Consider the following 14,161-nt stretch of genomic DNA (forward strand, 5'->3'; position numbering starts at 1 on the left):
TAAATTATTGTCCAAATATAATTTTTTTTGAATTTACCGCAATGCTTTTTTCGGAATTCTCAATAATAATAACAAGCCTATTAAGAAAAATACGCCCAAAAATACAATTGCAAATCTCGGACTTCCAGTGATTTGGTCAATTAAGCCATACACCATCATTCCGATAACAATTCCTATTTTTTCGGAGACATCAAAAAAACTGAAAAAAGAAGCCGTGTCTTCGGTTTCCGGTAAAAGTTTGGAATAAGTCGATCTTCCCAAAGACTGAATTCCACCCATTACCAATCCGACCAAACTTGCCATAACATAAAAATGCATTGGAGTAGTCATAAAATACGCCATTCCGCAAAGCAATAGCCAAAAAGCATTTAGCGCAATCAGCACGTTTATATTCCCAAATTTCGCTGAAGCTTTTGAAGTCAGAAGTGCTCCGGCTATAGCGATTAACTGGATTAAAAGAATGCATGTTATCAATCCGGTTTGGCTTTCTTCGGGACTGCTCCACTCGATTTCCTGTGCTCCAAAATAAGTTGCGACAAGCATCACCGTCTGCACCGCCATGCTGAAAACAAAAAAACTCAGCAGATATCTTTTTAATGGAATTTCAGACTGTAGCATTTTCCAGACTTTTTTGAGTTCCCTAAAACCTTTGAAAATTATCGAAAAACTGACATCCTTATTATTGGAGTTTCCTTTTGGAAGATAGAAATAAGTGTACTTACTGAAAACAATCCACCAGATTCCAACCGTCATAAACGAATAACGCATCGCTTTCATCGCTGCTTCGCCAGGCGTTCCTGAAATGTTGAAAAGCGTTGGTTTCATTATCATTGCCAAATTGATGATCAGCAGTATGACACTTCCGATATAACCCAACGAATAACCTTTGGCGCTGACTTTATCCTGTTGTTCAGGAAAAGCGATATCGGGTAAATACGAATTATAGAAAACCAAACTTCCCCAAAAACCAATCAATCCGAAAAAGTAGAACATCAGACCCAATCCGATATTCTGAATATCGAACCAATACAGCCCTATGCATGATAAGGCACCGATATAGTTAAAGATGCGCATGAATATTTTCTTGTTCCCCATATAATCTGCAATCCCGGAAAGCAATGGTGAAAAAAGTGCCACGCACAAAAAAGCTCCGGCTGTCACAAAACTGATTAGTGCCGAGTTTTTAAAACTATAACCCATCACCGTGACATAAGGATTGTCCTTGTCAAATAAAGCATTATAAAATATTGGAAAAACTGCCGAAGCAATCACAAGGCTGTAAACCGAATTAGCCCAATCATAGAAAGCCCAGGCGTTGAGTAATTTTGGGTGACCTTTTGGAAGTATTGGCATAAAAAAGCTTTTAAATAAAAAATCCCGACTTAAATCGGGATTAAATATACTCTTTTTTTGGTATTGGCATGTTATTTAAACGTTACGCCAAATTTCAAGGCTTCTGCTTTTGCCACCGGAACCAGTTTTTTTAAGTTGGCAATCCTTGTTTGGTCTGAAGGGTGTGTACTCATAAATTCTGGCGGAGCATTTCCTCCCGAAGCTTTTGACATTCTTGACCAGAAAACAACTGCCTGCTCTGGATTGTAACCCGCGATTGCCATCAGCGTTAAACCAATCTGGTCGGCTTCTGTTTCGTGGCTTCTGCTAAAAGGCAGCATTCCTCCAATTTCTGTAGTGGCACCATAAGCGGTCATTGCAATCTGTTGGGTTTCGGCACTTTTGCCTCCTGTTGCCGCAGCAACTCCAACAGCTCCTAACTGTTGCAACATTCCGGCGCTCATCCTTTGTTGCCCATGATTGGCCAAAGCATGCGAAACCTCATGTCCTAAAACGGTAGCCAAACCTGCTTCGTCTTTTGTAATAGGAAGGATTCCTGAATAAACTACAATTTTTCCGCCAGGCATACACCAGGCATTGACTTCTTTGCTTTCAACCAGTTTGTATTCCCATTGATAATCTTTCAGATAACCCTGATGTCCATTGGCATTCAGCCACTTTTCAGCGGCATTTTTGATTTTTGTCCCAACAGTTACTACTTTATTAGCATCTGCTGTTCCTGAAATTACTTTATTTTCCTTTAAGAAAGTACCGTATTGTGCAAATGCCGAAGGCAATATTTCACTGTTCGGAACCAAGGCTAAAGTACTTTTTCCTGTAAACGGATTTTCGGCACACGATATGGCTAAGCCTATCGCAACGACACCGCATAATAAAATTCTATTTCTCATAACGTTTGGTTTTAGTAACTTCAAATTTAGGAAAATATTATGCGCCGATTATATGTAATTCTGTGAAATCTTTATATAATATCAATGTGTTGCCACCATTAAACTGAAGTGAATCCAATGATATTTTTTCGTTGTCGACTTCTATTTTCTTCACTTTGAAAGGCAGTGATTTGAGATTGATCCTGAAATTGGAATAATTGGTTTCAAAGGTTCCTTCCTTATGTTGCTGAATGATAAGCTCTTTCTCTTTTCCGTTTAAGGTAAAGGTGCGAAGTGAAAATCTTCCTTTGTTATAATCATAGCCATCCTGGGCATCTTCATAAACGGTTGATTTTTCCTTTCCTAATTTATAATACACATCCAAAGTCAATTCATCAAACTGCAATTCACCCACATATTGCTGTACCGGATATTTAGGAATGATGGCTCCTTCCTTTACAAAAATAGGAATCTGGTCAAAATCGGTTTTGATCCAAAGTTCTTTTTTGCCTTCTACTAGTTCGTTTGTCCAGTAGTTGTACCAATTTCCTTTTGGGATATACATTCTGCGTCCTTGTGCATTGGGTTCCAATATTGGGCAAACCAAAATCTGGTTACCAAAAATAAATTCATCCGTTCGGTAATGTGTGTGCATGTCATCCTGATCGAAATACACCAAAGGCTTCAGCATTGGCGTTCCTTCATTGACATACTGCCAGAACATCGTGTACAAATACGGTAGCAATTGGTAACGCAATTCAACGAATTTCCTTGTGATGTCGATTACTTCTTCGCCAAACGACCAAGGTTCCTGTTCGCCATGATCTCCCGAAGAGTGTGTCCTACAGAAGGGATGGAATACTCCAAGCTGAATCCAACGAGCATACAATTCGCCCGAAGGCTGTTCCGCAAATCCACCAATGTCAGAACCTGTGAATCCCATTCCCGAGATCGACATTCGTTGCATTTGAATGTTGGCAATCCATAAATGTTCCCAGCTTGCAACATTGTCGCCAGTCCAGGACGAAGTATATCTTTGTGCTCCCGAATAAGCCGAACGCGTGATGATAAAAGGCCTTTTCGGATACGCAAAACGTTTTACACCTTCATAGGTTGCGCGTGCCATCTGCGTTCCGTAAATATTATGTGCTTTCCTGTGGCTGCACGGATTTCCATCATAATCGTGACGGACATCATAAGGAAAAGTTTTTCCCGGAACGTCCATAACTGCGGGTTCATTCATATCGTTCCAAACGCCCTTCACGCCTATTTCCGAAATCAGTTCCTTAAACAATCCTGCCCACCATTCGCGGACTTCCGGATTGGTATAATCGGGGAAATTGCATTCACCAGGCCAGACTTTTCCTTTCATATAAGGGCCATCGGCACGTTTGCAGAAATATTCATTTTTCAAGGCTTCCTGGTACACCCAGTAATCCTTATCGATTTTGATTCCGGGATCAATAATGACCACAGTTTTGAAACCATCTTTAGCCAGTTCGGCAACCATTCGTTTTGGTTCGGGGAAGTATTCCTTGCTCCAGGTGAAGCAGCGGAAACCTTCCATATAATCAATATCGAGGTAAATGGCATCGCACGGAATTCGGAGTTCCCTAAATTTGCTGGTAACTTCCTTTACTTTACTTTCCGGATAATAACTCCATTTACATTGGTGGTAACCTAGAGTCCACATTGGCGGAAGCTCCGGTTTTCCTGTTAAATGCGTATAAGTCGTAACCACATCCGACATTTTCGGGCCATAAACAAAGTAGTAATTCATTTCGCCACCTTCTGCCCAAAAGCTCGTTACATTTCGTTTTTCCTGGCAAAAATCAAAAAAAGTCCTAAACGTATTATCAAAGAAAACGCCGTAGGCTTTGTGGTGGTGCAATCCGATGTAGAATGGAACTACTTTATACAACGGCTCCTGGTCTTTATGAAATGCGTATTGGTCGGTTGCCCAGTTTTCAACACGCTTTCCTTTTAGGTTCAAATGTGTTGGCTTGTCTCCCATTCCGTAAAAACTTTCTCCGTCTTTGGAGACTTTACTCATTTTTACAATGTTGCCGCCATATTCATAATGTTCTTCCCAATGGAAACCGATTTCATCTTCGAGAATGGTAAATCCGTCAATGTCGTGAATTGATATTTTTAAATCCTTCTTATTGACTTTACAAAATACCTTGCTGGTTTTTATCAGGTAATAGGTATTTTCTTCAACAACTTCCAATTGGTTGTAACCATGCGATTGTGTTTTGTCAATGGCATACGAAAAATCATTGCTGAAATAACCTTTGGTTGTGTACCTGAAACGGATTAAACTATCGCGGAGAATGGTAATCTTTAAAATGACATTGTTAACGGTATGAAAATAAATACTGTCAACATCTTGCTCAAAACTAATTACTTTGGAAGGAAACTGGTCTCCTTTGTATTCCAATTCTTGGTTGGTAATCATATGGATTTTTTTGTGTCGAGTGCCAAATTTACAAAGATGGAACCTAAAACCTATTAAGTTGGATGAGTAGTTTTCAACTACAACGTTTGCGATTAATGATAAAAAAACAAAGCCACGGAATGTTGAGCTTCCGTGGCGAATTAATAGAACCTTTTACGAAATTTTATAGACCGAAACTCCCAACGGTGGCAAAGTCAGTTCTGCCGAATAATCCCTGTAATTCCAAGGTGTTTTATCAATTTTGATTGGTTTGGAAGCCACAACTCCGCTTCCACCATATTCGGTGCTGTCGGAATTGAAGATTTGTGTCAGTTTTCCTTTTGTCGGCAAACCAATACGGTAATTATCACGTACAACCGGAGTAAAATTGCAAACCACGATGAGGCTTTCCTTTTCGTTGTTTCCTTTGCGGATGTAACTCAATACAGCATTTTCACTATCGGTATAATTAATCCATTCAAAACCATCTACGTGGAACTGCTTTTCATACAGCGCCGGATTGTTTTTGTACAGATTGTTTAAATCGGTGATGCACTTTTTGATACCATCGTGATAGCCAAACTGCAGCAAATGCCAATCCAGGCTTCCTTCAAAATTCCATTCAGAACTTTGCCCAAACTCAGCTCCCATAAATAATAAATTCGTTCCCGGATGTGTAAACATATAGCCATACAACAAACGAAGATTGGCAAATTTCTGCCATTCATCGCCGGTCATCCTTCCTAAAATGGAATGCTTACCATAAACCACTTCATCGTGCGAAAGCGGAAGCATAAAATTTTCCGTAAAAGCATACGTCATCGAGAAAGTCAAATCATTTTGATGGTATCTTCTGTAAACACTTTCCTTTTTGAAATATTGCAACGTATCGTGCATCCAGCCCATCATCCATTTCATTCCGAATCCAAGCCCGCCAATAAATGTTGGGCGCGAAACCATTGGAAAACTGGTACTTTCCTCGGCAATGGTTTGTGTGTCGGGGAAATTGGAATAAACTGCTTCATTGAAATCCTTTAGGAAACTAATCGTATCTAAGTTTTCCCTTCCACCGTAAATGTTCGGTTCCCATTCGCCATCTTTTCTGGAATAATCCAAATAAAGCATCGAAGCAACCGCATCAACACGTAAACCGTCAGCGTGGTATTGGCTCAGCCAAAAAATCGCATTGCTGATAAGGAACGAACGCACTTCATTTCGTCCATAATTAAAAACTAAACTTTTCCAATCAGGATGATACCCTTTTCTTCGGTCGGGATGTTCGTATAAATTGGAACCATCAAAAAATCCAAGTCCGTGAGCATCATCAGGGAAATGCGATGGAACCCAATCCAAAATCACTCCTATTCCGGCCTGATGCAGTTTGTCTACCAAAACCATAAAATCCTGTGGCTTTCCAAAACGGGAAGTCGGTGCAAAATAACCAACCAACTGATAACCCCATGATGGATCGTAAGGATATTCCATTATTGGCATAAACTCAACGTGCGTGAAACCGGTTTCCTTTACGTAATCTACCAATTGATCCGCCAATTCGAGATAAGTCAAAAACTTGCCTTCCTTATTCCTGCGCCACGAACCCAAATGTACTTCGTATACCGAAAACGGCTTGTCTAAACCATTCTTGTCCTTTCGGCTGTCCATCCATTTTTTGTCTTTCCATTTATAGTCCAAATCCCAAATGACAGAAGCCGTTTGCGGTGGATGCTCGCAATACAAAGCAAATGGATCGGCTTTTTCAGTGATGATTCCGCCGTTATTGGACTGGATTTTATATTTATAGGTCGTGCCTTTTTCAACTCCTGGAATGAATCCTTCCCAAATGCCGGAAGCGTCCCAACGCACATTCAATTGGTGCTCGCCCTGAATCCAATAATTGAAATCTCCAACCACAGAAACCGAACGTGCCGATGGTGCCCAAACCGCAAAGTAAACGCCTTTTACACCGTTCACCTCAATAAGGTGTGCGCCCATTTTTTCGTATAACTTAAAATGCTTTCCTGCCTTGAATAAATCGATATCGAAATCGGTAAAAAGCGAATGTGGCTGTACTTGGTTCATTATACTGTTGTGTTTATTGTTTTATAAATTTTTCTGTCTGTTTTCCGCCTTCATAATCCAGCTCGAGGAAATAAATTCCCGGCGTTAGGCTTTCAACATTTAGCTGCGAAACAGCTTCTTGTTCTATTATTTTTTTTCCAGTGACATCAGTGACAGTTGTTTTTTTGATAACGGCATTTCCGGCATTCTGAATATTTAAAATCGATTTTACCGGATTTGGATAAATCTTTAAACCCTTGCTTTCCGGATTGGAAATATTTAAATTTTCAAATGTATATCGTGCCAGGGCGAATTCATAATTTGGGTTTAACCCCGATAATCCTCCGACTACAATTTTCCCGTCTGGCTGGACTAATAACGCGTAAGAACCATCGGCAGTGTTGTTAAAATCAGTAAGCAGAATTCCATCTCCATCAAATGTAGTATCTAAAATACCACTTGCTGTGTACCGCAGTAAAACCATATCAATTGTTGCGTTCACAGAATATCCTGTGGCCAGTATTTTGCCATCGGGCTGCAATGCCATTTCCCAAATAGTATCGCGCATAGCAGTAGCATTTACCTGTGTGATGGTACGTCCGTTAGTTCCAAATGAAGTATCGAGATTACCATTGGCGTCGTATTTCAGGATGTCAATTTTGGTATTGTCATTTGAACCAAAACCGACAATTTCCCCTGCAACAATGCTATCATCACTATTTATGACTATAGAACCAATACCTGCAGAAGCTACAGGAAAGCTAGTGATTGTTTTCCCGTTGGTTCCAAATGCCGTATCAATTGTACCATCGGTATTCAATCGTACCAAGGCCGCATTATAAACTTCAATACTGTTCTGAGCGTCAGTGTAACCTGCCAAAATAATTTTACCGCTCGATTGTAATTTTACTGAATAAATCCCATCGATGCTGTAACTGCTGATGGAATTCGAACCAATATTAATCGAAACTTTCCCATTGGTTCCAAAACCCGAATCCAAGCTTCCATCAGTATTGTATCGGGCTATGGCGAAATTTTCGTATTGACTGCCAGTGCCATCATTACCACTGCATTCACCTCCTAAAATGATCTTTCCATCAGGCTGCAATTCGATGGAACGGACAATATTACTAGCAGTACCCGTTTCAAAATCGGTAATTACGACACCATTGTTTCCAAAACCGGAATCATACGAACCATCATTATTCAAACGCACCAGCATAAAATTATAATTGAATTCAAAATCACCTTTATTTGTTGCGATTACTATTTTCCCATCGCTTTGCAATTTCAGTTTACAATTAATTGATTCGTGAAATAGCTCATTAAACACAACTTTTCCATTGGTTCCAAAAGACGTGTCCAAGGAACCATCAGCATTATAACGGCACACCAGTGTCCGGAATTCTCCCAATTCTCTTGACATTCCGCTGGCGACAATCTTTCCATCAGGCTGCAATGCGATTGAAGTGATGGCATCCTGATCATCGCTTATATGGGTAATGACTTTTCCATTGGTGCCAAAAGTTGGATCCAGTGTTTGCGAAAACCCAGTAATGCTTGTCAATAAAAATAAAAAGGCGTGTAATTTGTTTTTCATAAAAAATTTTAAAATTTATTAGTATCCCATGATACTCTGGATCCCGCGTAACGGAATTACAGCCCAACGCGGGCGTGAGTTGAGTTCGTAGCCCAACTCGTAAACTGCTTTTTCAATCAGGCAGTATTTTAGCAGGAAGTCGATTTCGTGGTTGTAACCAATGTTCAGATTTCCGTTTTGCGCTTTCTCGACATAAGTTTCCAAAAACACTCCGACGAAATAATTAAACAGGATTTCACCTGCTGTAAAAAGCTGTTCCTGGTCAAACGGATATTTGTCCTTATTGTTGAAAATCGTTGCGTAAATCGCATAATGGAACGAGCGGAACAAACCGGCAACATCCTTTAGTGGCGGCTGTTTTACCTTTCGGTCTCGAATGGTACTTTCGGGTTCGCCTTCAAAATCCAACAAATAAAAATCATCACCATTGACCAATATTTGCCCCAAATGATAATCCCCGTGAATACGAATGCGCTCCGATTTCATTTTCGTCCAGTCGAAATCCACAAAATGCTTACGAACCAGTTTTTTGTTTTCCATAAACTGATGCGCCAATTCCAAAGCCAGTCCGTCTAATTTATGCAGGCTGTTTTCAATAATGTTCAATCGGTTTTGAAATTGATACAGCATTCTGTTCTTCAACCAAACGGTGTAATCGCCATTATAGGTTGTTGGTGTAAATGCGGTATCGTGTATGTCGCCACCAAGCGCAATGTGCATTTCGGCTGTGCGTTTGGCAAGTGTTTGTATGCGAAGGAATAAGCTGAGTCCAACCCAGTCAATGATTTCGGGCGGAATTTCGTTGATTTTCAATCTTTTGAAAAGTGGAATTGAAGGTAGTTTTTCAATTTTGATTTTCTTGGTTTTCAGGTTGGTGAAAACGCCATCAACTTCTTCGAGCATAAATTTCCACGCATCGCCCTGATTCGGAACCAATTCCTGCATCAGTCCTAATGTAATATTGCCTTCGGGCAAATCCAAATTGATGCTTCCGGTATACGCAGGCGAACTTTCAAAATGCATTCTTTCTGTTAGGAAACGGCTGATTTCATAATCGGGATTCGTACTGACATAAATGCGGCGGAATATCTTTAAAACAAAGGCATCGTTATAGATAATCGAAGTGTTGCTTTGTTCCAATCCCATGAATTTGGAACTTTTGTATTCCTTGTCTTCAAACTTGGTTCCTTTGTGGAAAACCAATTTGAATTCCTTGCTTACTTTAGATTGGACAATGTTCTCAAACAACAACTTCCTGAAATCTTCCTGATGTAATGCATCCACCAGAAAACCCTGCTGGCTGCCCATTTTTACAGGTGCAATAATCGTACTCGTATCGAGTTCCTCTTCGGCCATGAAAGCCAACGGCATAAAATAATGTTGGTAAAATGCTTCCTTGAAATTTACTTCCAAAAGTACACCATAATAGCTGTTTTTTTTAGAGGTAATCTTGAAATGGTCAACCACTTCGATATACTTCAGCGTACTTGCTTTTCCACCATACCAACGCTTATTGATGATGTAATTTTCTAAAATATCGGATGAGAATACTTTGATAAACTCTTCATCTTCAAAAGCTGTTTTCCAGTCGGTCTTGAAAATAAAGGGTGTTGAAAAAGTATCTTGGTTGGCATTTTCCATTTTAAAGTTATTTTAAAATTTTAAACAAATGAAATGGCAGCGATGGATGAAGCTCAACATAATTCCATTCCTTATCCCAAATATAACTGTTTCCTGTAATCAGCTCTACGACACGGATTGGCTGTCCAGGCTGGATTCCCAATTGTTGCAAAGGCAGCTGAACCCAGGATTGTTTGGCATAATAGGGATCGATGCTGCATACCATCAGGGTTTCGTCGAGTTTGTCGTCATCAAATTTGTAATACGCAATCACCTGATCGTTATCGGTACCGCAAAATTGGATGTTATTGGTTTGCTGCAGTGAAGGCTGTTCGTGCCTGATTTTATTCAATCTTGATATAACTGTGATGAGTTTGTTTTGAATGCTCCAATCCCAGTTCACAACTTCATATTTCTCAGAATTGTGGTATTCCTCTTTTCCCGGCATGGCTTCCGAAACCATGTATTCATAAACCGGTCCGTAAATTCCAACGCTCGAGCTCAGTGTTGCAGCTAAAAAGTACTTGTGAAGGTATACACTTTCATGTCCGCTTTGCAAAGCATAAGGCAGAATATCCGGAGTATTGGGCCAGAAGTTTGGGCGGAAAAATTCCTTTTGTTCCGTTTTGGTTAATTCGTCAAGATATTCAATCAACTCCGCTTTCGTATTCCTCCAGGTGTAATACGTATAGGATTGTGTAAAGCCTTGTTTGGCAAGCTCATGCATAATTTTAGGACGTGTGAATGCTTCTGCCAAAAACAAAACATCGGGATGCTTTTTCTTTACTTCGGAAATAAGCCAGCCCCAGAAATAGAAAGGTTTTGTATGCGGGTTATCCACCCGAAACACTCGGATGTCGCATTCCTCAACCCAGAACAAAGCCACATCCAGCAACTCTTTCCAAAGGTTTTTCCAATCACCGCTTTCAAAATAAATCGGCTGGATGTCCTGGTATTTTTTTGGTGGATTTTCGGCATACTGTACTGTTCCGTCAGGACGCCATTTGAACCATTGTGGAAAATCCTTAACATAAGGATGATCCGGTGCAGCCTGCAATGCGTAATCCATTGCGACTTCAATATTTAATTTTTTTGCGGTTTTGACCAACGATTTAAAATCGTCAATGCTTCCCAATTCAGGATGCGTGGCTTTGTGGCCGCCATGTTTGGAGCCAATTCCCCAAGGCGAGCCCACATCTCCTTTTTGTGCATTGGTAGCATTGTTTTTTCCTTTTCGGTTTACTTCTCCAATAGGATGGATTGGCGGAAAATATAAGGTATCAAATCCCATTGCGGCTACTCTTGGCAGGAGTTTTTCGCAATCCTTAAAGGTTCCGTGCTTTCCTTTTTCCTGCGAAGCTGAACGCGGGAAAAATTCATACCACGTGCTGAATAATGCTTTCTTTCTATCTACATAAATCTTTAATTCGTGAGAAGCATTTGCCAATGTCCGCGTTGGATATTGTTTGAAAATATGATGCAATTCCGCAGACAACGCTATTGCAACAGCTTTATCGTATTGTTTCGGATCTTGAAATGCTTTAATGGCGGAATTTAAATAGGTTTTCTCTTCTTTGCTCACTTCCTTTAAAATGGCTTCGCAATATTCGGCACCTTCGAGCAATTCCGATTTTACTTGTTGGTTATCTTCAATTTTTCGCTGTGTTCCGTGCTGCCAGTTCAATGCATAATCAACCCAACCTTCCACAAAATAGGAATAAAACCCTTGTTTTTCTACCTTAAATTCTGCAATCCATTCATCATTCCCGGTTTCAACCATCCTGATTTCCTGCCATTTTTTATCTTTTTCGTGTTTGAATTTCACGCTGCAGGCCACAACATCGTGACCATCTGAAAAAACATTTGCGGTAACTGTTACTCTTTGACCAACAATTCTTTTGATAAAAAAAGCTCCACCGTCAAGTTGTGGAGAAACATTTTCAATGATAATTCGGGTTTGGTTTTGCATTTTAATTGTAATTTTAGGAAGTTGTAATTTAGATAAAAATATTATAGGTTGTAAATTGCAGTATAATTTTATGGAAATGACAAAAAAAGCAGACATACCCAATCAAACATTGCAAATTCCGAAAGTAATTACACGAACTGCTAAATTTTTACAAGCTATTTCCCCAAAACTGGCGACACTTTTTGCCGCAAAACTCTTTACAACTCCGCTAAAACACAGGATTCCAAAGAGGGAATTGGATATGGAGAAAAATAGCCGTCAGGAAAAACTTTTCGTTCCAAAAATCAACAAAGAAATAAACATCTATCACTACGGCGAAACCAAGCGCAAAGTATTGTTGGTCCACGGTTGGTCAGGACGCGGGACACAGCTGGTAAAGATTGCCGACGAATTATTGAACAAAGGATTTTCAACCATTAGTTTTGATGCTCCGGCACATGGAAAATCAGGCAGTAAAACCACGCTGATGCCCGAATTCATTGCCTCTATTCTTGAAATCGAAAAACAGTTTGGCCCATTCGAATTTGCAGTCGGCCATTCGTTGGGCGGCATGTCAATCTTGAATGCGATAAAACAAGGATTAAAGATAAAAAAAGCCGTAATCATCGGAAGTGGTGATATCATTCAGGATATTTTGGATGACTTTGTCTTAAAGATGGAGCTCAAGCCTGGAATAGCTTCAATGATGAAAGCCTATTTTGAAAAAAAACACCAGGTTGCTATGGAAAGTTATTCAGCGAGCCTTGCAGCACGATCGGTGGAAATCCCGGTTCTGGTAATCCACGACGAAAATGATGAAGATATCAATCTCAAAGCGGCACATAACATCCATCAGCATCTAAAAAACAGCAAGCTGCTTATTACCAAAAAACTAGGCCATCGAAAAATCCTTGGCGATAAAAATGTCATTGAAAATATAATTAACTTTATTTCAAATTAAAACAACAGCATTATGGCAAAAGAAACCACAGATTGGGCAGAAGTTTTTAAACCATTAATCCAAAAGTATAAAAACAAAAAACATCCTTTAGATTATCAAAACCTTTATCAGTTACTGGTCATGGTGGTTTTATCGGCACAGGATTCCGATGCCAATATCAATAAAATAGCACCACCGCTTTTCGAGGCATTCCCCAATATGAAAGCATTGTCGAAAAGCTCTATTGAAGAACTCATCCCATACATATCGAAAGTTAGAAATTTTGGCACAAAAGCAAGCTGGCTAATCGAAATTGCGCAAACCCTCAAAGAGGATAAAAACATCCCAACAAAAATGGATGAATTGGTTGCCCTTAAAGGCATCGGAAGAAAATCGGCAAACGTCATCATGCGCGAAGCCGAAGTCCCTGCAGAAGGAATCGTCTGCGATTTGCATGTCATAAGAGTGGCGCCACGCATCGGAATCGTACCCGAATCCAAAGACGGAAACAAGGTCGAAAAGGAGTTGATGAAAGTGCTGCCTAAGGAAATCTGGGGCGAAATCGGAATGGCAATATCCTTTTTGGGAAGGGAAACCTGTCGTCCAACAAACCCAAAACATAGCGAATGTGTGGTAAGCGACCATTGCGAATATTGCAAACTGCATAACTCCTAATTTGTGGGCGTGCCCCTTCGGGTCGCGCTATCCGCAGTGCACGGCACTTGCTCCTATCGCTCACGCTAACTATCGATATGAAAGAAATTCCGCTTTATTCATTGGTTATTTTTCCAAATCACCCACAATCCGATTTGGTAAAATCCTATAAACAATTATTAAAAAACAAGATAGGTTGGTTTGGTAGCGCCAATGCTGCCGCTCACATTACGGTAATTCAATTTTCCAATGAAATGGAATTCCAGCTTTATATTGCGCAAATCAGGGAATATTGTAAAAGCATTGTCCCTCAAAACGTAAGGCTTAATTCGCTGGGAAGTTTTGACCAATCCGGCGCATTTTTCATCGCTCCTGACGAAGTCTCAAAATCCTATCTTGATAACATTATCATCAATATTCATGAATTTCTAGGTTTCAAAATTGATAAAAAAAACGCCAATGCCCATATGAGCATTGCAAGACAACTTCATGGAGATAAAATGAAAGTGGCCTTTGAACTTTTCAAGACTATAGCTATTGATTTGCAATTTAATTGTGATTCTATATATGTTCGTAAATTCAACGAGCAGACAAAACAATATTCAGATATAGTTGAGAAAATTAGCTTTGGCAAAACCCTATAAAACAAAAAACCCTGTCCAACTAAATGAACAGGGTTTTC

At 39.9% G+C, this 14,161-nt stretch carries 10 protein-coding genes; 3 read left to right on the top strand and 7 right to left on the bottom strand.

Features of this window, described 5'->3' with window-relative positions; all coding sequences use genetic code 11:
- Positions 1 to 33: 33 nt before the first annotated feature.
- From L1S31_RS09130 to L1S31_RS09160, 7 genes are all read right to left on the bottom strand, one after another.
- Positions 34 to 1,353 (bottom strand): MFS transporter, encoded by a 1,320-nt coding sequence (locus tag L1S31_RS09130; protein ID WP_236464422.1) that lies wholly within the window; start codon positions 1,351 to 1,353, stop codon positions 34 to 36.
- A 71-nt stretch (positions 1,354 to 1,424) separates the two neighbouring features.
- Complete coding sequence (locus L1S31_RS09135) at positions 1,425 to 2,243, bottom strand: M48 family metallopeptidase (protein WP_236464423.1); 819 nt, start codon at positions 2,241 to 2,243, stop codon at positions 1,425 to 1,427.
- Positions 2,244 to 2,280: 37 nt separating this feature from the next.
- On the bottom strand, positions 2,281 to 4,680 hold the full coding sequence (locus tag L1S31_RS09140) for a glycoside hydrolase family 31 protein (RefSeq protein WP_236464424.1): 2,400 nt from the start codon (positions 4,678 to 4,680) through the stop codon (positions 2,281 to 2,283).
- A gap of 153 nt (positions 4,681 to 4,833) precedes the next feature.
- A complete protein-coding gene (gene glgB, locus L1S31_RS09145) occupies positions 4,834 to 6,738 on the bottom strand; it encodes a 1,4-alpha-glucan branching protein GlgB (RefSeq protein WP_236464425.1) in 1,905 nt (634 codons plus the stop codon).
- Positions 6,739 to 6,751: 13 nt separating this feature from the next.
- Positions 6,752 to 8,317, bottom strand: coding sequence for a T9SS type A sorting domain-containing protein (locus L1S31_RS09150; RefSeq protein ID WP_236464426.1), 1,566 nt, complete (start codon positions 8,315 to 8,317; stop codon positions 6,752 to 6,754).
- Positions 8,318 to 8,335: 18 nt separating this feature from the next.
- Positions 8,336 to 9,958, bottom strand: coding sequence for a maltokinase N-terminal cap-like domain-containing protein (locus L1S31_RS09155; protein WP_236464427.1), 1,623 nt, complete (start codon positions 9,956 to 9,958; stop codon positions 8,336 to 8,338).
- Between the two features lie 7 nt (positions 9,959 to 9,965).
- Positions 9,966 to 11,906: an alpha-1,4-glucan--maltose-1-phosphate maltosyltransferase gene (locus tag L1S31_RS09160; protein ID WP_236464428.1), complete on the bottom strand. Its 1,941-nt coding sequence runs from the start codon at positions 11,904 to 11,906 to the stop codon at positions 9,966 to 9,968.
- Positions 11,907 to 11,982: 76 nt separating this feature from the next.
- On the opposite strand from L1S31_RS09160, the gene L1S31_RS09165 reads away from it, so the two are divergent.
- The 3 genes from L1S31_RS09165 to L1S31_RS09175 all read left to right on the top strand — a co-directional run bounded on the left by L1S31_RS09165 (position 11,983) and on the right by L1S31_RS09175 (position 14,123).
- Entirely contained in the window at positions 11,983 to 12,846 is an 864-nt protein-coding gene (locus L1S31_RS09165; protein WP_236464429.1) for an alpha/beta fold hydrolase, read from the top strand.
- A 12-nt stretch (positions 12,847 to 12,858) separates the two neighbouring features.
- On the top strand, positions 12,859 to 13,500 hold the full coding sequence (locus L1S31_RS09170; protein WP_236464430.1) for an endonuclease III domain-containing protein: 642 nt from the start codon (positions 12,859 to 12,861) through the stop codon (positions 13,498 to 13,500).
- Between the two features lie 77 nt (positions 13,501 to 13,577).
- Positions 13,578 to 14,123, top strand: a complete 546-nt coding sequence (locus tag L1S31_RS09175; RefSeq protein WP_236464431.1) for a 2'-5' RNA ligase family protein — start codon at positions 13,578 to 13,580, stop codon at positions 14,121 to 14,123.
- Positions 14,124 to 14,161: the final 38 nt, after the last annotated feature.

It is taken from the genome of Flavobacterium wongokense (assembly GCF_021608265.1).
GTDB classification, from domain to species: Bacteria; Bacteroidota; Bacteroidia; order Flavobacteriales; family Flavobacteriaceae; genus Flavobacterium; species Flavobacterium wongokense.

What these genes read in the sequence shown, in the direction of transcription:
- L1S31_RS09130 (WP_236464422.1), bottom strand. Translation starts at nt 1,353, where the DNA reads ATGCCAATACTTCCAAAAGGTCACCCAAAATTACTCAACGCCTGGGCT.
- L1S31_RS09135 (WP_236464423.1), bottom strand. Translation starts at nt 2,243, where the DNA reads ATGAGAAATAGAATTTTATTATGCGGTGTCGTTGCGATAGGCTTAGCC.
- L1S31_RS09140 (WP_236464424.1), bottom strand. Translation starts at nt 4,680, where the DNA reads ATGATTACCAACCAAGAATTGGAATACAAAGGAGACCAGTTTCCTTCC.
- glgB (WP_236464425.1), bottom strand. Translation starts at nt 6,738, where the DNA reads ATGAACCAAGTACAGCCACATTCGCTTTTTACCGATTTCGATATCGAT.
- L1S31_RS09150 (WP_236464426.1), bottom strand. Translation starts at nt 8,317, where the DNA reads ATGAAAAACAAATTACACGCCTTTTTATTTTTATTGACAAGCATTACT.
- L1S31_RS09155 (WP_236464427.1), bottom strand. Translation starts at nt 9,958, where the DNA reads ATGGAAAATGCCAACCAAGATACTTTTTCAACACCCTTTATTTTCAAG.
- L1S31_RS09160 (WP_236464428.1), bottom strand. Translation starts at nt 11,906, where the DNA reads ATGCAAAACCAAACCCGAATTATCATTGAAAATGTTTCTCCACAACTT.
- L1S31_RS09165 (WP_236464429.1), top strand. Translation starts at nt 11,983, where the DNA reads ATGACAAAAAAAGCAGACATACCCAATCAAACATTGCAAATTCCGAAA.
- L1S31_RS09170 (WP_236464430.1), top strand. Translation starts at nt 12,859, where the DNA reads ATGGCAAAAGAAACCACAGATTGGGCAGAAGTTTTTAAACCATTAATC.
- L1S31_RS09175 (WP_236464431.1), top strand. Translation starts at nt 13,578, where the DNA reads ATGAAAGAAATTCCGCTTTATTCATTGGTTATTTTTCCAAATCACCCA.